Origin of the sequence: Aeromicrobium sp. UBA7512 (assembly GCF_002476985.1) — a bacterium.
In the GTDB taxonomy this organism is placed as follows: domain Bacteria; phylum Actinomycetota; class Actinomycetes; order Propionibacteriales; family Nocardioidaceae; genus Aeromicrobium; species Aeromicrobium phoceense.
The window spans coordinates 193527-215296 of record NZ_DLNK01000005.1 but is presented as its reverse complement, the minus strand read 5'-3'; the positions used below and the strand labels follow the sequence as shown (position 1 = coordinate 215296).

General features: G+C 71.5%; 22 protein-coding genes. 15 read left to right on the top strand and 7 right to left on the bottom strand.

The annotated features are described in order from the left end of the window. Positions 1 to 11: 11 nt before the first annotated feature. The 3 genes from B2363_RS07390 to B2363_RS07380 are packed head-to-tail and all read left to right on the top strand — an operon-like array spanning position 12 to position 2417. On the top strand, positions 12 to 1298 hold the full coding sequence (locus tag B2363_RS07390; RefSeq protein ID WP_181754978.1) for a lipase family protein: 1287 nt from the start codon (positions 12 to 14) through the stop codon (positions 1296 to 1298). 37 nt (positions 1299 to 1335) lie between these two features. Continuing rightward, positions 1336 to 2094 (top strand): 50S ribosomal protein L11 methyltransferase, encoded by a 759-nt coding sequence (locus B2363_RS07385; protein ID WP_286929451.1) that lies wholly within the window; start codon positions 1336 to 1338, stop codon positions 2092 to 2094. Beyond that, positions 2091 to 2417, top strand: coding sequence for an antibiotic biosynthesis monooxygenase family protein (locus B2363_RS07380; protein WP_286929450.1), 327 nt, complete (start codon positions 2091 to 2093; stop codon positions 2415 to 2417). The genes B2363_RS07385 and B2363_RS07380 overlap by 4 nt, the downstream gene beginning before the upstream one ends. A 4-nt stretch (positions 2418 to 2421) precedes the next feature. On the opposite strand, the gene B2363_RS07375 is transcribed toward B2363_RS07380, so the two are convergent. After that, positions 2422 to 2871, bottom strand: a complete 450-nt coding sequence (locus B2363_RS07375; protein WP_286929449.1) for a YdeI/OmpD-associated family protein — start codon at positions 2869 to 2871, stop codon at positions 2422 to 2424. A gap of 113 nt (positions 2872 to 2984) precedes the next feature. On the opposite strand from B2363_RS07375, the gene B2363_RS07370 reads away from it, so the two are divergent. Both B2363_RS07370 and B2363_RS07365 read left to right on the top strand, forming a co-directional pair. Further along, entirely contained in the window at positions 2985 to 4061 is a 1077-nt protein-coding gene (locus tag B2363_RS07370) for a DNA recombination protein RmuC (RefSeq protein WP_286929448.1), read from the top strand. A gap of 2 nt (positions 4062 to 4063) precedes the next feature. Next, entirely contained in the window at positions 4064 to 4504 is a 441-nt protein-coding gene (locus tag B2363_RS07365; RefSeq protein WP_286929447.1) for a DUF6542 domain-containing protein, read from the top strand. On the opposite strand, the gene B2363_RS07360 is transcribed toward B2363_RS07365, so the two are convergent. Continuing rightward, positions 4488 to 4892: a hypothetical protein gene (locus B2363_RS07360; protein WP_286929446.1), complete on the bottom strand. Its 405-nt coding sequence runs from the start codon at positions 4890 to 4892 to the stop codon at positions 4488 to 4490. The genes B2363_RS07365 and B2363_RS07360 overlap by 17 nt on opposite strands. 125 nt (positions 4893 to 5017) lie before the next feature. Here B2363_RS07360 and ggt point away from each other — a divergent pair, with 125 nt between their 5' ends. Continuing rightward, on the top strand, positions 5018 to 6847 hold the full coding sequence (gene ggt / locus B2363_RS07355; protein WP_286929445.1) for a gamma-glutamyltransferase: 1830 nt from the start codon (positions 5018 to 5020) through the stop codon (positions 6845 to 6847). A 163-nt stretch (positions 6848 to 7010) separates the two neighbouring features. Here the strand turns inward: ggt and B2363_RS07350 are convergent, their stop codons facing one another. Beyond that, entirely contained in the window at positions 7011 to 8000 is a 990-nt protein-coding gene (locus B2363_RS07350; protein WP_286929444.1) for a 4-hydroxy-3-methylbut-2-enyl diphosphate reductase, read from the bottom strand. Positions 8001 to 8065: 65 nt separating this feature from the next. On the opposite strand from B2363_RS07350, the gene xseA reads away from it, so the two are divergent. After that, positions 8066 to 9289 (top strand): exodeoxyribonuclease VII large subunit, encoded by a 1224-nt coding sequence (gene xseA, locus B2363_RS07345; RefSeq protein ID WP_286929443.1) that lies wholly within the window; start codon positions 8066 to 8068, stop codon positions 9287 to 9289. After that, entirely contained in the window at positions 9282 to 9512 is a 231-nt protein-coding gene (locus B2363_RS07340) for an exodeoxyribonuclease VII small subunit (protein ID WP_286929442.1), read from the top strand. Before xseA ends, B2363_RS07340 begins: the two co-directional genes overlap by 8 nt. Here the strand turns inward: B2363_RS07340 and B2363_RS07335 are convergent. Beyond that, positions 9479 to 10012 carry a DUF4245 domain-containing protein gene (locus B2363_RS07335; protein ID WP_286929441.1) on the bottom strand — a complete coding sequence of 178 codons (534 nt, stop codon included), beginning with the start codon at positions 10010 to 10012 and terminating at the stop codon, positions 9479 to 9481. The genes B2363_RS07340 and B2363_RS07335 overlap by 34 nt on opposite strands. Before the next feature lie 76 nt (positions 10013 to 10088). Here B2363_RS07335 and glpX point away from each other — a divergent pair, with 76 nt between their 5' ends. The 3 genes from glpX to B2363_RS07320 are packed head-to-tail and all read left to right on the top strand — an operon-like array spanning position 10089 to position 13469. Further along, positions 10089 to 11096 (top strand): class II fructose-bisphosphatase, encoded by a 1008-nt coding sequence (glpX, locus tag B2363_RS07330; RefSeq protein WP_181754959.1) that lies wholly within the window; start codon positions 10089 to 10091, stop codon positions 11094 to 11096. Positions 11097 to 11100: 4 nt separating this feature from the next. Then, positions 11101 to 12024, top strand: coding sequence for an alpha/beta fold hydrolase (locus B2363_RS07325; protein ID WP_286929440.1), 924 nt, complete (start codon positions 11101 to 11103; stop codon positions 12022 to 12024). Positions 12025 to 12074: 50 nt separating this feature from the next. Continuing rightward, positions 12075 to 13469 (top strand): class II fumarate hydratase, encoded by a 1395-nt coding sequence (locus tag B2363_RS07320; RefSeq protein WP_286929439.1) that lies wholly within the window; start codon positions 12075 to 12077, stop codon positions 13467 to 13469. Between the two features lie 213 nt (positions 13470 to 13682). On the opposite strand, the gene B2363_RS07315 is transcribed toward B2363_RS07320, so the two are convergent. Then, the gene (locus B2363_RS07315; RefSeq protein ID WP_286929438.1) at positions 13683 to 14990 is read right to left on the bottom strand and encodes a DUF2079 domain-containing protein; all 1308 of its coding nucleotides are present in this window, start codon (positions 14988 to 14990) and stop codon (positions 13683 to 13685) included. Between the two features lie 108 nt (positions 14991 to 15098). On the opposite strand from B2363_RS07315, the gene B2363_RS07310 reads away from it, so the two are divergent. Next, positions 15099 to 16538 carry a CotH kinase family protein gene (locus B2363_RS07310; RefSeq protein ID WP_286929437.1) on the top strand — a complete coding sequence of 480 codons (1440 nt, stop codon included), beginning with the start codon at positions 15099 to 15101 and terminating at the stop codon, positions 16536 to 16538. Here B2363_RS07310 and B2363_RS07305 read toward each other — a convergent pair. Together B2363_RS07305 and ndk are read right to left on the bottom strand one after the other, a co-directional pair. Then, complete coding sequence (locus tag B2363_RS07305) at positions 16527 to 17303, bottom strand: 3-keto-5-aminohexanoate cleavage protein (RefSeq protein WP_286929436.1); 777 nt, start codon at positions 17301 to 17303, stop codon at positions 16527 to 16529. The two genes, B2363_RS07310 and B2363_RS07305, sit on opposite strands and share 12 nt — an antisense overlap. 4 nt (positions 17304 to 17307) lie before the next feature. Beyond that, positions 17308 to 17715 (bottom strand): nucleoside-diphosphate kinase, encoded by a 408-nt coding sequence (gene ndk / locus B2363_RS07300; RefSeq protein ID WP_181754935.1) that lies wholly within the window; start codon positions 17713 to 17715, stop codon positions 17308 to 17310. Positions 17716 to 17753: 38 nt separating this feature from the next. On the opposite strand from ndk, the gene B2363_RS07295 reads away from it, so the two are divergent. The 3 genes from B2363_RS07295 (at position 17754) to B2363_RS07285 (ending at position 21768) form a co-directional block, all read left to right on the top strand. Continuing rightward, positions 17754 to 19430, top strand: coding sequence for an alpha-amylase family glycosyl hydrolase (locus tag B2363_RS07295; protein ID WP_286929435.1), 1677 nt, complete (start codon positions 17754 to 17756; stop codon positions 19428 to 19430). A gap of 179 nt (positions 19431 to 19609) precedes the next feature. Continuing rightward, positions 19610 to 20836 (top strand): ABC transporter substrate-binding protein, encoded by a 1227-nt coding sequence (locus tag B2363_RS07290; protein ID WP_286929434.1) that lies wholly within the window; start codon positions 19610 to 19612, stop codon positions 20834 to 20836. Then, positions 20833 to 21768: a carbohydrate ABC transporter permease gene (locus B2363_RS07285; RefSeq protein WP_286929433.1), complete on the top strand. Its 936-nt coding sequence runs from the start codon at positions 20833 to 20835 to the stop codon at positions 21766 to 21768. Before B2363_RS07290 ends, B2363_RS07285 begins: the two co-directional genes overlap by 4 nt. Positions 21769 to 21770 lie beyond the last annotated feature (2 nt).

Below are 21770 nucleotides of genomic sequence, written 5' to 3'. Positions count from 1 at the left end.
GGGAGTACCCTGTGTTCCGTTCCGCAAGATTCCTCGGCCTCGCGGCCGCCGGCGCCCTCGTCGCCGGCCTCGCCGCGGCACCCCAGGCCACCGCCGCGCCCACGTTCTACGACCCGCCCGCGGACCTGCCGGCCGGCAAGGGCACGGTCATCCGCACCGAGCCGATGAAGCTCGCGCTGACCCTCAACGGCCTCTACCTCCCGGGCAAGGCCACGCGGATCATGTACACCTCCACCGACGAGGCCGGCGCCCCCGCCGCCGTCAGCGGCGCGTACATCGAGCCCACGAAGAAGTGGACCGGCACCGGCCCCCGCCCGCTGGTCGCGGTCGCCGCCGGCACCCAGGGACAGGGTGACGCGTGCGCCCCCTCCAAGTCGCTGGAGACCTTCCTCAACGTCGAGGGCGACGAGTTCGGCATCGGCTACGAGATCCCGAGCATCCACGACTTCCTCAACCGCGGCATGGCCGTCGTCCTGACCGACTACATCGGCCTGGGCACCACCGACCGCGTGCACACCTACACGAACCGCCTCGACATGGGTCAGGCTCTCCTCGACGCCGCCCGCGCCGCGCTGAACCTGCCCGACACGTCGGTGACGACGTCCTCGCCGATCGGCCTCTACGGCTACTCGCAGGGTGGCGGCGCGGCCGGCTCCGCGGCCGAGCTCGCCCCCACCTACGCCCCCGAGCTGAACCTGAAGGGCGCCTACGCCGGTGCTCCCCCGGCGAACCTGGTCGAGGTGCTCAAGTCCGCCGACGGCACCGACCTCACGGGCGTCATCGCGTACGCGATCAACGGCATCACGCCGTACCACCCCGAGCTGCAGGGTGCGCTCGACCAGCTCGCGACGCCGGCCGGCAAGGAGGCGCTGGAGAAGGTCAAGACCCAGTGCATCGGTGGCACGCTGTTCTCGTACGGGTTCCAGAAGACCTCGAAGTGGACCACCACGGGCCAGTCGCTGTACGACATCGTCAAGGCCGACCCCGCGCTGCGCGCCCCCGTCGACGCCCAGCGGATCGGCCGCCTCAAGCCGAACGTGCCGGTGCAGGTGCTCACGGGCACGAAGGACGACATCGTCGACCACGCGCAGGCCAAGCAGCTGGCGAAGGACTGGTGCGCGAAGGGCGTGAACGTCACCTACACCCCGGTGGTGCAGCTCGTCGGCACCGGCGGCACGGCGCTCAACCACCTCGGTCCGGCCATCACGCGCCTGGGCCAGACCCACGACTGGCTCGCCGACCGTCTGACGGGCAAGTCCGTGAGGTCGAACTGCAGCTCCCTGTGGCTGCTGCCCTGACGGCAGCCCGATGAGCCGACCGGGCGATGATCGAGTCGTGGAGAGCGACCCGATCATCGCCCGGCTGCGCGCCGCGGGCTGTGTGTTCGCCGAGCGCGAGGCCGCCTTCGTGCGCCGCCACCTCGTCGATCCCGGCGACGTCGAGCGCGCGGTCACGGCCCGGGTGGCCGGCGTCCCGCTCGAGCAGGCCGTGGGTGTGGCCGAGTTCGACGGCGTGACCGTCGCGGTCGCCGAGGGCGTGTTCGTCCCGCGCCGCCGGGCCGAGGCGATCCCCGAGGCGGCCGCCGCCCACCGGCCCGACGCCCGCATCGTCGTCGACCTCGGCTGTGGGTCCGGGGCGCTGGCCGCGGCGATGAGCCGGCTGCTGCCCGCCGCGCAGATCCACGCCGTCGACCTCGACCCCACCGCGGTCGTCGTGGCCCGCGCGAACGGCCGGCGGTTCGGCTTCACCGCCCACCACGGCTCTTGGTGGAACGGCCTGCCGCGCAGCCTGCGCGGACGGATCGACCTCGCGGTCGGCTACCTCCCCCACGTCCCCAGCACGCGCGTCGACGGCATCCACCCCGACTTTCGCGCCCACGAGCCGCGTTCGACCGTCGACGGCGGCGGGGACGGGCTCGACCACCTGCGCGCCGTCGTCGCGCCGCTCGCCGCCTGGCTCGCACCCGGCGGTGCGTTCGTCACCCTGCTCTCGGTCGAGCAGGCCGCGAGTGTCCCGGGCCGCATCGCGTGGCAGGACGACGAGGACGCCGTGCTGGTCCTGGATCCGGAGTCGGTGGGATCATGGCTGGCGTGACCGTCATCAAGATCAACGCCATCACCGTGCCCAAGGACTCCGGCGACGAGCTCGCCCACCGCTTCGCCAAGCGCGCCGGAGCCGTCGACGGCCAGGAGGGCTTCGAGGGGTTCGAGCTCCTCAAGCCCACCGACGACCGCGAGCAGTGGCTCGTCGTCACTCGCTGGCGCGACGAGGAGTCGTTCCAGGCGTGGCTGAGCTCCCCCGCGTTCGGGCACGGACACCGCTCGGAGTCCGAGCGGTCGGGCGGCGAGGCGCCGAAGCCCGTGTCCACCCACAGCGAGGTCTGGAGCTACGAGGTCGCCGACCTCTCGCAGGGCTGACCCCTCACGACCCGCGGAGGGCGTCGAGGACCTTCTGGACCCGGCGCTCCCGCGTGTCGTCCTTCTTCGCCTCCTCCACCGAGCGCGCGTGCTCCTTGCGGTGCGAGTAGGCCAGCGCATCGAAGGCCTCCCGCAGTCCCGCCGCGGCCAGCGCCTCCGCGAGCGCATCGGGCACGTCGACCTCACGAGGAGCGTCGTCGAGCTCGATCCGCACGTCCACCTCGTCCCCGATCTTCACGCCGAGCGCCTCCCGCTTGGCCTTGCTGAGGCCGATCAGGTTCTCCGCATCCATGCGGGCGAGGCGCGCCGGCTCGGTGACGCCACCGATCGTGATCCGCACGGGGAACGACTTGCCGGCGCCGAACGAGGCCACCTGCTGGTCGGTGAGGATCACCGCCGCCGCGGGACCGCGCGGCTCCAGCGTCGTGCTGATCGTGAGTGTCATCTTCGGCATGGTGCCTCCTGGGTGCGCCGGTGTCTCGATCGTGACCCGCCCGACCGCACCGTGTCCACCGCTCCACGCCCTCGCGACCGGGAACTGTCGGTGCCCGCCGCCACCATGGCCGCATGGCCACCTTCCCCAGCCTGACCGCGCTGCTCGTCCTGCTCCTGTTCGCCGGCCTCGCCGGCGCGCTCGGCTACCTCCTCGGCACCCGCACGCGCACCGCGTCGGCGCACGACGTCGAGATCGCCACCACCGCCACCTCCCGCGCCGTCGCGCCGGTCCGCGAGAGCCTCGACCGCTTCGACACGCGGCTGCGCGACCTCGAGTCCAGCCGCATCGAGTGGCACGCCCAGCTGCGCGAGCAGGTGGAGTCCGTGCGGGTCACGGGCGAGGCCCTGCGCCGCGAGACCGCCTCGCTGTCCACCGCCCTGCGCCGGCCCGAGGTCCGCGGCCGCTGGGGCGAGATGCACCTGCGGCGCACCGCCGAGCTCGCCGGCATGACGCAGCACTGCGACTTCGACCTCCAGGTCACGACCGAGGATGGCCGCCTGCGCCCCGACATGGTCGTGCGGCTGGTCGGCGGCCGCGACATCGTCGTCGACGCGAAGGTGCCGCTCGACGCCTTCCTCGACGCCACGGCCAGCGACGACCCCGACGCCCGCGAGGCCCACCTCGACCGGCACGCCCGCCAGCTGCGCAGCCACGTCGACCAGCTCGCGGCCAAGTCCTACTGGCGCCAGTTCGACTCCGCGCCCCAGTTCGTGGTGCTGTTCGTGCCCGGCGAGTCGTTCCTCTCGGCGGCCCTCGAGGCCGACACGGGGCTGCTGGAGCACGCGGCCGAGCGGCAGGTCGTGCTGGCCTCCCCCACCACCCTGGTGGCACTGCTGCGCACGGTCGCCCTCGCGTGGACCCAGGAGTCGCTCGCGGAGAACGCCCGCGAGATCCACCGCGTCGCCAGCGAGCTCTACGAGCGCCTCGGCACGGTCGCCGGCCACGTGGACCGGCTCGGATCGTCACTCGAGCGCGCCGTGCGCTCGTACAACGACACGGTCGCCTCGGTGGAGTCGCGCCTGCTCGTCAGCGCCCGGCGACTGCACGACCTGAAGGTCGACGACACCCCGCCGTTCCACCCGCGTGTGATCGAGGCGACACCCCGCGTCATGACCGCTCCCGAGCTGCTCGATGAACTAAGTTCATGACCATGAGCTCGCCGGCAGCCGGCGCCGTCATGGCCCTGGCCAGGACTCCGGCCGCGGCCTCCAGGTACGACCTGACGCCGCGTGCCACGGTCCTGTGCGCCGTGCTCACCCTCGCCGCCGTCACGGGCCTCGACCTCATCGACGGGCGCCTCGGCCCCGCCTTCGCCGTCGGCTTCGTCCTGGTGGTCCTTACGGCCGCCGCCGCGGTGCAGGAGACCGGGCTGTTCACCGTCGGCGTCCTGCCGCCGGTGCTGCTGGTCGGTGCCCTGCTGCTGCTCGCCTCCACCGTTCCGGACGCGATCGTGATCGAGGGGCTGCCCGAGACCACCGGCGTGTTCGGCCTGACGCTGAACGCGACGATCGCCCACGGCGTACCCCTGCTGATCGGGCACGCCCTGGCCATCGCCGTGATCGTGGCGCGGATACTCAGCGCTCGGCGCTGAGCCCCTTCGCGCCGCCGCCCGACACCCGGCGCGCCACCCACAGCCCGACGAACATCAGCGCGGTGAAGAGCGCGATGAGGACGAACGCCGTGGGAAGCAGGTTCGCGACCCGACCGCCCTTCGTCAGCAGGATGACCGTCGCGGCCACCGTGGCCGCCGAGGCCACCAGCGGCGTCCACGTGTCGGCGCGACCCGCCCACCCGTGCACGACCGCGCTGACCAGCACGGGAACGCCGGCGACCATGCCGGAGATCAGCAGCGTCAGGAAGAGCAGGCCGGGCTCCGGATCGTCGGACTCGTCGATGAGGATCGGCAGGTACAGGAGCACCCCCGCGGCCACCACGCACGAGATCACCTTGGTCAGCAGCAGCGTCTGATCGCGGCGCATGGAACTCCCCTTCGCTCGGTACGGGCGCGCCCCTCCCCGAGGCGGCCCCCCACCCTAACGACCCGGTTGCCCAGTTGCCGGGCGAGACCTACCGTGGCAGGACGACCACTTTCCGGGGGGAAACCATGTTCGTCCGCCGTTCCGTCGCCGCCCTGTCGGCCCTCACCCTGGCCGCCGGCGCGGTGGCCCTGCAGTCACCGGCCCAGGCCCGTGGGGGCCACCACCCCGATCGCCCCACCGCCGCGGGCCCCACGGCCTACGGCTACGGCGGTGCCGTCAGCTCGGTCGACCGTGACGCGAGCCAGGTCGGACTCTCCGTCCTCAAGTCCGGGGGCAACGCGGCCGATGCCGCCGTGGCCACCGCTGCCGCGCTCGGCGTCACCGAGCCCTACAGCGCCGGTGTCGGCGGAGGCGGCTACTTCGTGTTCCGCGACGGCCGCACCGGCAGGGTGACGACGATCGACGGCCGCGAGACCGCTCCGGCGGGCGTCACCCCCACCACGTTCTACGACCCGGCGACGAACCAGCCGCGCCCGTTCGCCGACCTGGTCTCCTCGGGCGTCTCCGTCGGCGTCCCCGGCACGGTCGCCACGTGGGACAAGGCGACCCGCCTGTTCGGCAAGCGCTCCCTCAAGCGGAACCTGGCGCCGGCCACCTCGCTCGCCGCGCGTGGCTTCACGGTGGACCAGACTTTCCAGAACCAGACGAAGGACAACGCGACGCGCTTCGCCGCCTTCCCCGAGACCGCGCGGCTGTTCCTGCCGGGCGGCCAGCTGCCGGTCGTCGGCTCGCGCTTCCGCAACCCCGACCTCGCCCGGACCTATGCGCTCATCGCGCGGCGCGGACCGCAGGCGTTCTACCGCGGAGCGCTCGCCGAGGACATCGCCCGCACCGTCCAGGCTCCGCCCAAGAGCCCCGACACCACGCTGCCGGTGCCGCCCGGGTCGATGACCACGCGCGACCTCGCCGGCTACTCCGTGCGCCTGCAGAAGCCCACGAAGGTGAACTATCGCGGCTACGACGTCTACGGCATGGCGCCCTCGTCGTCCGGCGGCATCGCCGTCGGCGAGGCACTCAACATCCTGGAGAACCACCGTCTCGGCGGCGGCGCCCGGATCGGCCAGAGCCTGCACCTCTACCTCGAGGCCTCGGCCCGGGCCTTCGCCGATCGTGCCGCCTACCTGGGCGACCCGGCGTTCGTCGACGTGCCCACCCGCACGCTGCTGAGCCAGTGGTTCGCCAACTCGCGTGACTGCACCATCGACCCGAACCAGGCGTCCACCCGCCCGGTCCCGGCCGGCGCGCTCGACGGCTCCGGCTGCGGCGCGGCGCCCTTCGAGGAGATGCGCGACACCGAGAACGTCTCCACCACGCACCTGTCCGTGGTCGACAAGTGGGGCAACGCGGTGGCGTACACGCTCACGATCGAGCAGACCGGCGGCTCGGGCATCACCGTCCCCGGTCGCGGGTTCCTGCTGAACAACGAGCTGACCGACTTCAGCACCACGTACGTCGCGACCGACCCGAACCGGATCGAGCCGGGCAAGCGACCGCGCTCGTCGATGTCGCCCACGATCGTCACCAAGAACGGCCAGGTGCGGTTCGTGGTGGGCTCCCCCGGTGGCGCCACGATCATCACGACCGTGCTGCAGATCCTGATGAACCGGATCGACCTCGGCATGACACTGCCCGAGGCGGTGGCGGCACCGCGGGCCTCGCAGCGCAACGCGGCCACGACCCCGGCCGAGCCGGCCTTCATCGAGCAGTACGCGGACGACCTCGCGCCGTTCGGTCAGACGCTGGTGCCGTCGGGCGACACGTTCACGTCGGCCGCGGAGATCGGCGCGGCCGCCACGATCGAGGTGGATCGCCGCGGTCTCACCACCGCAGCGGCCGAGCCGCAGCGCCGGGGCGGCGGCACCGCCCTGGTGGTCAAGCCGGTCCGTCGTCGCTGACCGGTCTCGATACTCCCCCGCAAGCGGGAGGTGCCCCCGCCGCTCGTTCCTCGCGGGCACTCGACCACCGGTGGCGGCCTCGGTGATCGAGTGCTGGCGAGCGCAGCGAGACGGTGAATCGAGACCACACCGATGACGTGACCTCGAGACGAGCAGCGAGGCGTCAGGCCTGCGCCGCGGCCTTCATGTCACGGCGCAGCTCGGGCGGCAGCGCGAAGATGAGCGACTCGTCGGCGGTGCGGATGGCCTTGGCGTTGCCGATGCCGCGCTCGCCGAGGTAGCCGAGCACGTCCTGCACGAGGTCGTCGGGGACCGAGGCGCCGGAGGTGACGCCCACGGTGCTGACGCCCTCGAGCCACGCCTCGTCGATCTCGGTGATGTCGTCGATGCGGTACGACGCCTTGGCGCCGGCCTCGAGCGCGACCTCGACGAGACGCACGGAGTTCGACGAGTTAGACGAGCCCACGACGATCACCAGATCGGCGTCCTTGGCGATCTCCTTCACCGCGACCTGGCGGTTCTGGGTGGCGTAGCAGATGTCGTCGCTGGGCGGATCCTCCAGCTGCGGGAACTTCTCGCGCAGCCGGCGGACGGTCTCCATCGTCTCGTCGACGCTCAGAGTGGTCTGGCTCAGCCAGCTCAGCCGCGTGCCCTCGGGAAACTCGAGGCCGTCGACGTCGTCGGGGTGCTCGACCAGGGTGATGTGCTCGGGAGCCTCGCCCGCGGTGCCCTCGACCTCCTCGTGACCGGCGTGCCCGATCAGCAGGATGCGGTAGCCGTCAGAGGCGAAGCGGCGTGCCTCATGGTGCACCTTGGTGACCAGCGGGCAGGTGGCGTCGATCGTCTTGAGGCTGCGCTCGGAGGCCTCGGCGTGGACGGCCGGCGAGACGCCGTGCGCGCTGAACACGACGGTGGCGCCGTGAGGCACCTCGTCGAGCTCCTCCACGAAGATCGCGCCGCGCGCGGCGAGGTCGTTCACCACGTGCTTGTTGTGCACGATCTGCTTGCGCACGTAGACGGGCGCGCCGTAGAGGTCGAGCGCCTTCTCGACGGTGATGACCGCTCGGTCGACGCCGGCGCAGTAACCTCGCGGGTCGGCCAAGAGAACCTGGCCCGACGTTCCGGGCATGCCGAGATTGACCTGAGTGGACATGTCGCCCAGCCTACCGACCCGCCGAAGACGACCGCAGCGTCGGCGCCGCCTCATAGGGTGGGCGCATGGCCCTGGAGACGAGCGCGGACAACCCGGCTCCCCTGCGCTCCATCTCGTTGGCGCTGCAGGGCTGGATCGCGCGCCTCGGCGCGGTGTGGGTCGAGGCCGAGGTCGTGCAGCCGAAGCTGAGCGGCAACACCTACTACCTCACCCTGCGCGACCTCACCGCCACGATGAGCATCAGTGCCATCGCGTTCCGCGCCGTGATCGAGTCCAGCGCCACCCCGATCACCGACGGCACCCGCGTGATCGTGCACGCCAAGCCCGAGTTCTACTCGCCCAACGGCCGTCTCTCGCTCAAGCTGCTGGAGATCCGCCCCACCGGCGAGGGCGAGCTGCTCGCCCAGCTCGAGCGGCGCCGCCAGCTGCTGGCCGCCGAGGGCCTGTTCGAGGCCCGCTGGAAGCGCCCGCTGCCGCTGCTGCCGCGCTCGATCGGGCTCGTCACCGGCAAGGGATCGGCCGCCGAGCGCGACGTCCTGCAGAACGTGCACGACCGCTGGCCCGGCGCCTCGATCGAGGTGCGCCACGCGCTGATGCAGGGGTCGCAGTCGGCGATGGCGGTCATCGGCGCCCTGCGCGAGCTCGACGCCGCCGAGCACGTCGACGTCATCGTCATCGCCCGCGGCGGCGGCTCGCTCGAGGACCTGCTCCCCTTCTCCGACGAGGCGCTCGTGCGGGCCGTGCACGGCGCCACCACACCCGTCGTCAGCGCGATCGGGCACGAGCCCGACGTGCCCCTGCTCGACCTCGTCGCCGACCTGCGCGCCTCCACCCCCACCGACGCCGCGAAGCGCGTCGTGCCCCACGTCGGCGACGAGCTGGCCGGGCTGGCCGCCGCCCGCGAACGAGCCCGCCAGGCCGTCGCCGCCCACCTGCACCGCGAGGCGGCCGGGCTCGCCGCCCTGCGCAGCCGACCCGTACTCCGCTCCCCCGCGGCCTTCGTCGACACGCAGCAGGACGTGGTCTCCGCCCAGCGCGAGCGCGCCCGGCTGGCGATGCGCGCCCGGCTGAACCGGGCCCACGACGAGGTCGGCCACCACCTGGCCCGCGTTCGCGCCCTCTCACCCCTGGCCACGATGCAGCGCGGCTACGCCGTCGCCCTCGACCCGTCGGGCCGGGCCGTCACGTCCGTCGAGACGCTCGCCGCCGGCGAGGACCTCGTCCTCCACCTCACCGACGGTCACGCCACCGTCCGCGTCACCGACCTGCAGGAGCACCCGCATGAGTGAACCCACGCCCACCGACCCGGCCGAGCTCTCCTACGAGCAGGCCCGCGACGAGCTGGTCTCGATCGTCCAGCGCCTCGAGACCGGAGGCACGACGCTCGAGGAGTCGCTGGCGCTGTGGGAGCGCGGCGAGGCGCTCGCCGAGGCGTGTCAGCACTGGCTCGACGGCGCGCGGGCCCGGATCGACCCGGGTCAGGACGCGAAGGGCTCCAGCGAGGCCACGTAGTCCTCCACCACGGGGCGCTCGGCGCCGCTGGTGACCACCACGAGCTCGGTGCCCACGACCGCGCCGAAGGTGACGGCGTCGTCGGGTCCGGAGAACACCTGCCACGTCGTGCCCGCGATCTTCTGCTCGCCGTCGGGCGTGCTGCCGGCCGCGCGGTCCTCCACGAGGTTGGGCAGGTCGTCGGCCTCGCCGATCCGCTGCGTCAGGCCCGCGTAGTCGCCCTCGTCGGTGACCACGTTGAGCTGCCAGCGGTCGTCGATCAGCTCGGCCCGTGTGGCGCGCCAGCGCTCGGGCAGCTCGGTGGGAACGAGGGGCACGAATCCGGCGCGCACCTCCACGCCCGACGCGGCACCGCGCCAGTCGACCTCGGAGGTGGGGTTGTCGGGTGTCTCGGTGAAGAGCCGGCCGAACAGGAACAGGCCCACCACGATGGCACCGAGCACGAGGACCGAGCGCACCACGTCGCCCATCGCCGGATTGCCTCGCGAGTACCCGCTCATCGTGCTCCTGTCGTGCCGGGAAGAACCGTTCGGTCGCGCTGGCCAGCCTAGCCTTCGTGCCCGATAGGATGACCGCGTGGACCGACTGAAGCCCGCTGAGGCCGCCCCCGACCGCAACCTCGCCCTGGACCTCGTCCGGGTGACCGAAGCCGGGGCCATGGCCGCCGGCCGCTGGGTCGGGCGGGGCGACAAGAACGGCGCCGACGGCGTCGCGGTCAACGCGATGCGGTCGATGATCAACACCGTCGCGATGGACGGCGTCGTCGTGATCGGCGAGGGCGAGAAGGACGACGCGCCCATGCTCTACAACGGCGAGCACGTCGGCGACGGAACCGGCCCCGAGTGCGACGTCGCCGTCGACCCGATCGACGGCACCACCCTCACGGCCAAGAGCCTGCCCAACGCCATCTCGGTCATGGCCGTCGCACCGCGCGGCTCGATGTACGACCCCTCCGCGGTCTTCTACATGGAGAAGCTCATCGCCGGCCCCGAGGCCGCCGACAAGGTCGACATCCGCCTGCCCGCCGCCGAGAACATCCGCATCGTCGCCAAGGCCAAGGGCCTCGACGTCGAGGACGTCACGGTCTGCGTGCTCGACCGCCCCCGCCACGACGCACTCGTCCACGAGATCCGCGAGACCGGCGCCCGCATCAAGTTCATCGCCGACGGCGACATCGCCGGCGGCATCACCGCGGCCCGCCCCGACTCCGGCGTCGACCTGCTGCTGGGCATCGGCGGAACGCCCGAGGGCATCATCACCGCGGTCGCGATGAAGTGCCTCGGCGGCGTCATCCAGGGCCGCCTCACGCCCGTGGACGACGAGGAGCGCCAGCGCGCGATCGACGCGGGCCACGACCTCGACCGGATCCTGTCCACCGAGGACCTCGTCACCGCCGACGACTGCTTCTTCGTCGCCACGGGCATCACGACGGGCAACCTCATGCGCGGCGTGCGGTACGGCGCCGGCAGCGCCACCACCGAGTCGATCGTCATGCGTTCCCGCTCGGGCACGATCCGCACGATCCGCAGCGAGCACCGCCTGCAGAAGCTGATGGCCTTCTCCTCCATCGACTACGAGCACTGAGCCCATGGGTCCAGGGCCGGCACGCGAGGAGTCCGTCGCGGTCTCCGAGGAGTCGTTCGCGCACCTGCCCAGCGGGCTCGACCTGTGCCACCAGACGTTCGGCGACCCCGGCGACGAGCCGGTCCTGCTGATCATGGGGCTCGGCGGCCCGATGACATGGTGGCCCGAGGCGTTCTGCGTGCAGCTGGCCGCCCGCGGATTCCACGTGACCCGGTTCGACAACCGCGACACCGGCCGCTCCACCAAGCTGCGCCACCACAGGGTGTCCCGGACCGACATCGTGAAGGCCTACCTCGGCCGCGGCTCGGCGCCCTACGGGCTCGACGACCTCGCCGACGACGCCGCGGCGCTGCTGGACCACCTCGGCATCGACGCGGCCCACGTCGTGGGGGTCTCGATGGGCGGCATGATCGCGCAGACCCTCGCGGTCGAGCACGCCGACCGGGTCCGCTCGCTCACGTCGATCATGTCCACCACGGGTCGCCGCCGCGTCGGCTGGATCCACCCGCTGATCATGCGCACGATGCTCGCGTCGGCGGGCCGCACCCGCCCCGAGTACGCCGAGCTCTCGGTCAGGAACGGCAAGGCGGTGGCCTCCCCCGCGTTCCCGACCCCTGACGACGTGGCCCACGCCCGCGCCCTGGAGACCTACGACCGGGGCTGGATCGCCAGCGGCGTCTCCCGCCACATGCTCGCCGTGCTCACCCAGCCCGACCGCACCGAGCGCCTCGGCGCGGTCACGGTGCCCACCCAGGTCATCCACGGCTCGAAGGACCTGCTCGTGCACCGCTCGGGCGGCCGGGCCACCGCCGCGGCCATCGACGGGGCCGAGCTGCTCGAGATCGCCGGCATGGGCCACGACCTGCCGGCCCAGCTGTACGGGACCTTCGTCGACGCCATCGCGGCCACCGCCGCCCGCACCCGCTGAGGCCCGACCTCTCAACGTCCTGACGACCGCGGCCCACTAAGGTGCGAGGCATGACCGACAACACTCAGTGGCGCATCGAGCACGACACCATGGGCGAGGTCAAGGTCCCCGCCGACGCCCTCTATCGCGCCCAGACGCAGCGCGCCGTCGAGAACTTCCCGATCTCCGGAACGCCCATCGAGTCGGCGCAGATCCGCGCGCTGGCGCGGATCAAGGCCGCCTGCGCGACCGCGAACGCCGAGCTCGGCATCCTCGACCAGGCGATGGCCGACGCGATCGTCGCCGCCGCCGACGAGGTCGCCACCGGCGCCCACGACGCGCACTTCCCGATCGACGTCTTCCAGACCGGCTCGGGCACCTCGAGCAACATGAACACGAACGAGGTCATCGCGACCCTCGCGACGAGGAACTCGGGCATCGAGGTCCACCCGAACGACCACGTCAACGCCTCGCAGTCCAGCAACGACGTGTTCCCCACCTCGATCCACGTCGCCGCGACCGAGTCGGCCCTCACGGTCCTCATCCCCGCGCTCGACCACCTCGCGACGAGCCTCGAGGCCAAGGCCGCCGAGTTCGCCGAGGTCGTCAAGTCCGGCCGCACGCACCTCATGGACGCCACGCCGGTCACCCTCGGCCAGGAGTTCGCCGGCTACGCCGCGCAGATCCGCCGCGGCATCGAGCGCGTCGAGGCCTCTCTGCCCCGCACGGCCGAGGTCCCCCTCGGTGGTACCGCCGTGGGCACGGGCATCAACACCCCGAAGGGCTTCCCGCAGCGCGTCATCGAGATCCTCGCCGAGCGCACCGGCCTGCCGCTGACCGAGGCGCGCGACCACTTCGAGGCGCAGGGCGCCCGCGACGGCCTGGTCGAGATGTCGGGCCAGCTGCGCACCATCGCGGTGAGCCTGGTCAAGATCAACAACGACCTGCGCTGGATGGGCTCGGGCCCGCGCACGGGTCTGGGCGAGATCCACCTGCCCGACCTGCAGCCCGGCTCGAGCATCATGCCCGGCAAGGTCAACCCGGTCCTGCCCGAGGCCACGCTCATGGTGTGCGCCCAGGTCATCGGCAACGACGCCGCCATCGCGTTCGCCGGTGCCTCCGGCTCCTTCGAGCTCAACGTGATGCTGCCGGTGATCGGTCGCAACATCCTGGAGTCGATGCGCCTGCTGGCGAACGCCTCCACGACGCTGGCCGACCGCTGCATCGACGGCATCACCGCGGACGTGGAGCGCTGCCTCGAGCTGGCCGAGTCGAGCCCGTCGGTCGTGACGCCGCTCAACCGCCACATCGGCTACGAGAACGCCGCCGCGATCGCGAAGAAGTCGGTCAAGGAGCGCAAGACGATCCGCCAGGTCGTGATCGAGGACGGCTACGTCGAGCGCGGCGAGATCAGCGAGGCCGACCTCGACGCCGCCCTGGACGTCATGAGCATGACCCACCCCTGATGGCCTGAAGCCGAGAACGCCGCCTGCTCGTTGGAGCGGGCGGCGTTCGTCGTTGTGCCTGATCTCGATACACCGTCTCGCTCCGCTCGCCGGCACTCGATCACCAGCTCGCCACCCGGTGATCGAGTAGCTCGCGAGGAACGAGCGGCATATCGAGATCACCGCCTCCCGGTGATCGAGTAGCTGGCGAGCGCAGCGAGACGCGTATCGAGATCAGCCCACCTTGCGGGCGACGACGTAGTTGTCGCGCTCGAAGACCACCTCGTACGAGGCACCGTGCTCGGCTCCGTGCTGGATGGGGTCGGTCTGCGTGAGGTTGCGGTCGAAGATGATGTAGTCGGGCACGACGTCGCCGATCGTGCCGATCCAGTAGGCCGCGTCGTGGCTGCCGGTGAGGTACTTCAGGACCGCGATGTCGGTCTCGACGACGGCGTCCTCGGGGATCGTGGCGATCGCCTCCTGCATCGCCTCGCGCCGCGGCGACGCGTCCCACGTCTCGGGCTCGAGCAGCTGGACCACCGGCCCGCCGGCCAGCAGGTAGCCGCCGACCGCGGCGCCCAGCACGACACCCGGCCACTCCAGCCGCGGGCGCTTGCCGATCGCGTCGATCATCGCGACGAACACGATCGGCATGATGACGATCGAGTAGTGCCACTCGGTGCCCCAGTAGTACTCGACGTCGCCGAGGAATCGCCACAGGAAGGTGGGCGCCGCGACCACGGCCCACGGCGACCACAGCGCCGCGAAGCCGGTGACGCCGAAGGTCAGCAGCAGCGTCAGGAGCTTGCGGTCGGCCTCCGTGGTGAGCGTCTCCCAGACGCCCACCTCGCCGCCCAGGTTGCCGGTGTAGTCGTAGCCGCCGCCGGTGTTGAACGCCGGGATGATCACCCACACGACCAGCACGAGCGCGACGGCCCCGCCCAGGGCGAGGAGGAGTCCGCGCCTGCGCTCGCCGGCGAGCCACAGCGCCACGCCCACGGCCGCGACAGTGACGCCCATGTCCTCCTTGACCAGCAGCAGCGGCAGCGACCACCACACGACGGCGCTGTACCGCTGCTCCACGAACGCCACGCCCGCCATCGCCAGGATCGGCACCGCGAACGCGACCTCGTGGAAGTCGGCCACCACGGCGTTGCCGAAGCCGAAGGCCAACCCGTACATCAGCGCGATGGTCCACCCCACGCGCGGGCCGAGCCGGTCGACCGCGAGGCGCGTGATCGGCACCACCGACAGGCCGATCAGCAGCCCCTGCGCGACGAGCAGCGTCTGCCCGTAGGGGAACAGCCAGTACGCCGGCGCGAGGAGTGCGTCGATCGGCGAGAAGTGGTCGCCCAGGATGTTGTACCCGGGTCCCTTCACCGGCACGATCGGCGCCTCGAACCGCGAGTAGGCCTTGACGGCCTGCTCGAAGATCGCGTTGTCCCACGAGTTCACGGTCAGTCGCCGCCACGACAGCAGGGAGATCAGGCTGTAGAGCATGCCGACGACCGCGGCCCACACCCAAGGCATCCATCGGTTCACCCCGACACCGTACCGGGCGGTAACCCTCGGTTGCGGTTCCTTCGTCGTCCGTCTCGGCGCCGGGGGCTCCTGAGTGCTCCCGTGACCCGTGGGACGTATCGTCGGACCATGAGCCGGACCAGAATGACCGCCGTGGCGCTGGCGGCCCTGCTGGCCCTGGCCCTCCTCGCGCTCGTCATCGTCGTCAACGTCCGCGCGGCACCCGAGGCAACTGCCCCGGAGGCAGCCGAGGAGACCCGCGAGCAGCCCCAGGTGGACGTCGAACGGGTCGCCACCGTGCGGCTCACCGTCCCCACCGACGACTTCGCCACCGAGCCCGCCGCCCCGTGCAGCGACCTCGTCACGAGCGCCACGGACCCGCAGTCCGTCGAGCTGGCCGTGACCGCCTCCGAAGGGGAGCAGCAGGAGCTCGATGCCGAGGTCCGCGTCTCCGCGACGGCCAACCCGTTCAACGGCCTCAAGCGCCCGTACACCGTCGAGCTGGCCGACCCCGCCTCCGTGCTCGGGCTCCCGGCGTCGCGCGACTGGATGCTGCTCGACGAGTTCGCCGACCGGTCCCTGCTGCGCACCGCCTCCGCGATGGAGATCGCCCGGCGCCTGGGGATCGACTGGGTACCGCGACTCGTCCCGGCGAACCTCGAGATCAACGGCACGCCCTGCGGCCTGTACTCGTTCGGCGAGGTCCCGACCGCGCAGGAGGGTCGCGCGGAGCTCGCCGACGACGACGTCCTGCTGCTGGCCGACGCGCGCGACCTCGAGGGTCCGCGGTTCAGTACCGAGCGAGGCCTGCGCGTCCACGTTGCCGACCCGGAGGAGGCCGACCCGCAGGAGGTGGCCGCGGGCTTCCAGGCCGTGGAGGACCTGCTCTACGACCCTGCCTTCCCCGACAACGGCTACCGCGACCGCATCGACGTCGACTCCTTCGTGGACTGGTACCTGCTGAACGAGGTGACCAAGAACCTGGGCAGCCCGCTCTACGACGATGTGTACTTCGTGCTGCGCGGTGACGGCACGCTGGCGATGGGGCCTCCGTGGGACTTCTCGGCCTCGCAGGGCAATCGCCGGAACGGCTCCTGGCGCCTGGACCATCCGAAGGGCTGGTGGCTGCAGCGGTCCTGGTACGCGATCAGCGACGACCCCGCCTGGCGTCGCGCGTTCTCGCCCACGCAGGTCTGGAACGAGCCGCAGGGCCACTACTTCAACGTGCTGATGTCCGACCCCGACTTCGCCGGGCGCGTGGCGCAGCGGTGGACCGAGGTGTCCGAGGACCTCTCCACCATCGGGGACTTCGTCGACGAGCGCGCGGCCGTGATCGCCGACGACGCGGTCGACAACTTCAGCCCTCCGGAGGTCGACGGCCCCGGTCTGCCGGTGGCCGCCAGTGCCCTCGACAACGACCCCGAGGTGTACGTGTTCGCGAACTCCGACCCGGCCGTCGACGTGGGCCAGGGCTGGCGGAACGAGGTCGACCTGCTGCGACGCTGGCTGGAGCGGCGCGTCGCGTGGCTCGACGGGGAGTTCGCGGAGCAGGCTCCGTCAGACCGCTGAGTCGTCCTGCTCGGGCAGGCCGACGTCTACCGCCTGCTGGTCGGCGAACGACCGCGCAGCCCGGACCAGGGCGGCGTTGTCCGGGGCGATCGAGCCGTCCGGCAGCTGCAGGGTGTCCTCCAGCCCGATGCGGGCCTGCAGGCCGAGGCGCAGCGCATGACGCAGCGTCGGCCAGGCGGAGTGCGCCTCGCCGTGCAGCAGCACCGGGACGGCGGGCGCGACCTCGCGCACCACGTCGAGCATCTCCTGGGCGAGGATGACGACCTGGGCGTCGCCGATCCCCTCGGGCAGCTCGAGGAGGACACGGACGGCCTCGTCGCGCAGGGGCGACACGGCCCACTCCCGGACGTCGTCGACCGTCCACAGGCCCGCCTCCACGCCGATGCCTCGCTCGAGCAGCGCCGCGGTCACCGCCTCGGACCCCGACTCGTGCCAGTTGACCGACGCGAGGTCGGGCAGCACGCTCCAGCGGCGGACGGCCGCCACCCGTGCGGCCGGGTCGCGCAGGGCCCACGCGCCGGTGGTGACGCCGATCGGCCTCGAGGGCAGGACGAAGCGGGCCGCCGTGATCACGGCGTCGACGGCGTCGGGATCGAGGGTGTCGAGCCCGTCGACGTCCTTGGGGTGCACGTGGACGCCGTCGGCCCCGGCCCGCAGGACCGCCGCGATGTCCGAGGCGATCTCGACCGGGGTGACGGGCAGTGCCGGATGGACTGCGGGAGGACGCGCGCCGTTGATGCAGGCCTGGATCAACGGCGGGCCCATGGGGTCACAACCCCGGGAACCACAGGCTCATCTCGCGCGCCGCGGACTCCTCGGAGTCCGACGCGTGCACGAGGTTCTCGCGGTTGGACAGCGACAGGTCGCCCCGGATCGTGCCGGGCGCCGCCTTGCGGCCGTCGGTGACGCCGTTGAGCGCACGCACGACCTCGATCGCCTCGTCGCCCTCGAGCACCAGGGCCACGAGCGGGCCGGACACCGCGAACTCGCGCAGCGGCGGGTACCAGGGCTGCTCGGTGTGCTCGGCGTAGTGGGCGTCGGCCATCTCGGCGTCGATCGCGCGGTGCTCCATCGCCACGATGCGCAATCCCTTGGCCTCGTACCGCGAGAGCACGGCCCCCACGAGGCCCCGGGCCACGGCATCGGGTTTGATGAGAACAAGCGTGCGCTGCGTCATGTGCCCAACCTATCCCCCGCGCTCGCCAAGGAGTTCCCATGGTCGACAGCACCCACACCACCACTCCCGCCTGGTGGCGGGACGCCGTGATCTACCAGGTCTACCCGCGCTCGTGGGCGGACTCCGACGGCGACGGCATCGGCGACCTGCCGGGCATCACGGCGCACCTGGACCACCTGGTCGCGCTCGGCGTCGACGCCGTCTGGCTGTCGCCGTTCTACACGAGCCCGCAGAACGACGCCGGCTACGACGTGGCCGACTACCGCGATGTCGACCCGCTGTTCGGCACGCTCGCCGACTTCGACGCACTGGCCGCCCGCGCCCACGAGCTGGGCCTGCGCGTCATCGTCGACCTCGTCCCGAACCACTCCTCCGACCAGCACGCCTGGTTCCAGGAGGCCCTCGCGGCGGATCCCGGCAGCCCCGAGCGCGCGCGCTACATCTTCCACGACGGCCGGGGCGAGAACGGCGACCTCCCGCCGAACAACTGGGAGAGCAACTTCGGCGGCCCGGCGTGGACCCGCGTGCAGAACCCCGACGGCACGCCCGGCCAGTGGTACCTGCACCTGTTCGACCCCAGCCAGCCCGACTTCGACTGGAACAACCCGGAGGTCCAGGAGGAGTTCCGCTCGGTCCTGCGCTTCTGGCTCGACCGCGGCGTCGACGGGTTCCGCATCGACGTGGCGCACGGCCTGCACAAGGAGCCCGGCCTGCCGGACGCGCCCGACGACTACGACCTCGCGATCCACCCGACCTCCGCCCAGCCGATGTGGGACAAGCCCGCCGTGCACGAGGTCTACCGCGACTGGCGCCGCCTCGTCGACGAGTACCGCGTCGAGGGCCAGGACGCCGACCGCATCCTGGTGGCCGAGGCGTGGGTCGTGCCCGAGGAGTCCCTGGCCAAGTACGTCCGGCCGGACGAGCTGCACCAGTCGTTCAACTTCGGCTACCTCATGACCCCGTGGAGGGCGCAGCACCAGCGGGACTCCATCACCTCCGCACTCGAGGCCACCGCGGCCGTCGGCGCGCCGCAGACGTGGGTGCTGTCGAACCACGACGTGCCGCGTCACGCGTCGCGCCTGTCGTACGACATCGACCGGGCGACCCGCGTGCTGGGCATCGGTCCCGACGACCCCCAGCCCGATGCGGAGCTGGGCCTGCGCCGCGCGCGGGCCGCCACGGGCGTCATGCTCGCGCTGCCGGGCTCGGCCTACCTCTACCAGGGCGAGGAGCTCGGCCTGCCCGAGGCCACGACGCTGCCCGACGAGGTCCGCCAGGACCCCACGTTCGCGCGCACCGAGGGCAAGGACGTGGGCCGCGACGGCTGCCGCGTTCCCGTGCCGTGGCACGCCGACCAGCCCGCGTTCGGGTTCTCCCCCACCGGCCGCAGCTGGCTGCCGCAGCCGGAGGTGTACGGCGACCTCGCGCCCAACCGCCAGGACGGCGTCGCGGGCAGCACGCTGGAGTTCTACCGGCGCCTGCTCACCGTGCGCCGCAAGTACGGCCTCGGCCGTGGCGAGCTGCACTGGCAGGAGGGCTCCGACGACCTCCTGGCGTTCACCGTCGTGGGCTCCGGCGGTCGCCGGGTGCAGGTGGTGACGAACTTCGGCGCGGATCCGATCGACCTTCCCCACGGCGAGCTCCTGGCCGTGAGCGGTCCGCTGGACGGGCACCGCCTGCCCACCGACACCACGGCTTGGATCGCCCCCGGCTGAACATTCGCCCGCTCGCCGGACTTGCGGCGTTCTTCCACCCGCCGTAGTTTCATGTGAGCGGCGTCACATTTCCACGAGTCGCACGCCGCAGGATCTCGGGGGAAGGTCGGGTGGTGCACGTGACTAGGCGATCGAGGAAGACGCGCAGTGGAATAGGGCTGGCTGCCGCCGCAACCCTCATGGCGACACTGGCTGCCTGTGGCGGCGGTGACGAGGGCGGGGTCCCGACCATCAACCTCTTCGGCGGCGCGTCCGCCACGGGATTCCAGGACCTCATCGACGGCTGCAACGAGCAGGCCGAGGGCAAGTGGAAGATCGAGGGCAACCTCGTTCCCAGCGACGCGGATGGTCAGCGCGAGCAGATGGTCCGCCGCCTCGCCGCGGGCGACACCGGCATGGACCTGATCGGCATGGACGTCGTCTGGACCGCCGAGTTCGCCGAGGCCGGCTGGATCCTCCCGCTGACCGACGCGCAGCGCGCCGAGGCGTCCGAGGGCACGCTCGCCGTGCCGCTCGAGACGGCGACGTGGAAGGACAAGCTCTACGCGATTCCGAAGCACACCAACGCCCAGCTGATGTGGTACCGCAAGTCGCTCGTCGACAAGGTGGGCAACGGCGAGCCGCCGAAGACGTGGGACGAGATGTTCGACATGGCCGAGAAGCTCAAGGCCGAGGGCGACCCGTACGAGATCGGCTTCACCGGTGCCCGTTACGAGGGCCTCGTCGTCGGGTTCAACACGATCCTCTCCTCGTTCGGCGGCACGATCGTCAACGAGGACAGCACCGAGACCACGATCGACGACAAGACCGTGCAGGCGCTGGACCTGCTGAACAAGCTCGCGACGTCGGGCCTGGCGAACGCGTCGCTGTCGAACTCGCAGGAGCCCGAGGTCTTCGCCCAGCTCCAGAACGGCGCCTCAGCCTTTAGCCTCAACTGGCCGTACGTCCTCAGCGCCATGCGCGAGGCCAGCCCCGAGATCGCCGAGGACCTCGCGTTCGCGCCGTTCCCGGCCACGGTCGAGGGCCAGCCGTCCAAGGTCACGGTCGGCGGCATGAACTTCGCCATCAGCAAGTTCAGCGAGCACCCGGAGGAGTCGTTCGAGGCGGCCATGTGCCTGCGCTCCCCCGAGAACCAGCTCAAGCACTCGCTGACGGCCGGTGAGCCGCCCGTCATCGAGTCGGTGTTCGAGGAGGCGGAGTTCAAGGAGGCCTACCCGCAGGGCCAGGTGCTCCTGGACTCGCTCGAGGCGGCCAGCTCGCGTCCGATCTCGCCGGTCTACCAGAACATCTCGACGATCATCTCCTCCACACTCTCGCCCCCGTCGAGCATCGACGGTGAGAACACGGCCGAGGAGCTCGACACGGCGATCAACGACGCCATTGTGGGGAAGGGGATCCTGCCATGACCACGACCGCACCGGTCGAGTCCCGCACGGACGACGAGAGTGCTGAGATCGCACGTCAGCGCTACAGCGAGGGCAAGAAGGCCGAGCGCCGGCTGGGCCTGATGCTCGTGGCGCCGGCCGTGATCCTCATGGTGGCCGTCACGGCGTACCCGATCGGGTACGCCATCTGGCTGTCGCTGTTCCGCGCGGACCTGCGCACCCCTGACGACAACGAGTTCGTCGGCCTGGACAACTACGTCACGGTCCTCACCAGCGACATCTGGTGGAGCGCCTTCGGCTTCACGCTGCTGCTGACCGTGGTCAGCGTGGCGTTCGAGCTGGTGCTGGGCATGGGGCTGGCCATCGTGATGCACCGGACGATCGTCGGACGCGGGCTCATCCGCACCTCGGCGCTGGTGCCGTACGCGATCGTCACGGTCGTCGCGGCGTTCAGCTGGCGGTTCGCCTGGAGCCAGGACATCGGCTGGCTGGCCGGGGACAACGCACCCCTGACCGGCCACTGGTCCTCGTTCTGGATCATCGTGCTGGCCGAGGTCTGGAAGACCATCCCCTTCATGGCCCTGCTGCTGATGGCCGGCCTGGCGCTCGTGCCCGAGGACCTGCTCAAGGCGGCCTCGATCGACGGCGCCTCCCCGTGGCAGCGCTTCTGGAAGGTGACGGTGCCGCTCATCAAGCCGTCGATTCTGGTCGCGGTGCTGTTCCGCACGCTGGACGCCTTCCGCGTCTTCGACAACATCTACGTGCTGACCAGCGGAGCCAACGACACCTCCAGCGTGTCGATCGTGGCGTACAACAACCTCATCCGAGGGCTCAACCTGGGCATCGGCTCCACGATGTCGGTGCTGATCTTCATCACGATCGCGATCATCGCGTTCATCTTCGTGAAGCTGTTCGGCGCCGCGGCGCCGGGCTCCGATGAAGGGAGGCGATGACC

Coding starts and splice junctions, on each gene's coding strand:
- B2363_RS07375 (WP_286929449.1), bottom strand. CDS start 2,871: ATGCCGAAGATGACACTCACGATCAGCACGACGCTGGAGCCGCGCGGT.
- B2363_RS07370 (WP_286929448.1), top strand. CDS start 2,985: ATGGCCACCTTCCCCAGCCTGACCGCGCTGCTCGTCCTGCTCCTGTTC.
- B2363_RS07365 (WP_286929447.1), top strand. CDS start 4,064: ATGAGCTCGCCGGCAGCCGGCGCCGTCATGGCCCTGGCCAGGACTCCG.
- B2363_RS07360 (WP_286929446.1), bottom strand. CDS start 4,892: ATGCGCCGCGATCAGACGCTGCTGCTGACCAAGGTGATCTCGTGCGTG.
- ggt (WP_286929445.1), top strand. CDS start 5,018: ATGTTCGTCCGCCGTTCCGTCGCCGCCCTGTCGGCCCTCACCCTGGCC.
- B2363_RS07350 (WP_286929444.1), bottom strand. CDS start 8,000: ATGTCCACTCAGGTCAATCTCGGCATGCCCGGAACGTCGGGCCAGGTT.
- xseA (WP_286929443.1), top strand. CDS start 8,066: ATGGCCCTGGAGACGAGCGCGGACAACCCGGCTCCCCTGCGCTCCATC.
- B2363_RS07340 (WP_286929442.1), top strand. CDS start 9,282: ATGAGTGAACCCACGCCCACCGACCCGGCCGAGCTCTCCTACGAGCAG.
- B2363_RS07335 (WP_286929441.1), bottom strand. CDS start 10,012: ATGAGCGGGTACTCGCGAGGCAATCCGGCGATGGGCGACGTGGTGCGC.
- B2363_RS07325 (WP_286929440.1), top strand. CDS start 11,101: ATGGGTCCAGGGCCGGCACGCGAGGAGTCCGTCGCGGTCTCCGAGGAG.
- B2363_RS07320 (WP_286929439.1), top strand. CDS start 12,075: ATGACCGACAACACTCAGTGGCGCATCGAGCACGACACCATGGGCGAG.
- B2363_RS07310 (WP_286929437.1), top strand. CDS start 15,099: ATGAGCCGGACCAGAATGACCGCCGTGGCGCTGGCGGCCCTGCTGGCC.
- B2363_RS07305 (WP_286929436.1), bottom strand. CDS start 17,303: ATGGGCCCGCCGTTGATCCAGGCCTGCATCAACGGCGCGCGTCCTCCC.
- ndk (WP_181754935.1), bottom strand. CDS start 17,715: ATGACGCAGCGCACGCTTGTTCTCATCAAACCCGATGCCGTGGCCCGG.
- B2363_RS07295 (WP_286929435.1), top strand. CDS start 17,754: ATGGTCGACAGCACCCACACCACCACTCCCGCCTGGTGGCGGGACGCC.
- B2363_RS07290 (WP_286929434.1), top strand. CDS start 19,610: ATGGCGACACTGGCTGCCTGTGGCGGCGGTGACGAGGGCGGGGTCCCG.
- B2363_RS07285 (WP_286929433.1), top strand. CDS start 20,833: ATGACCACGACCGCACCGGTCGAGTCCCGCACGGACGACGAGAGTGCT.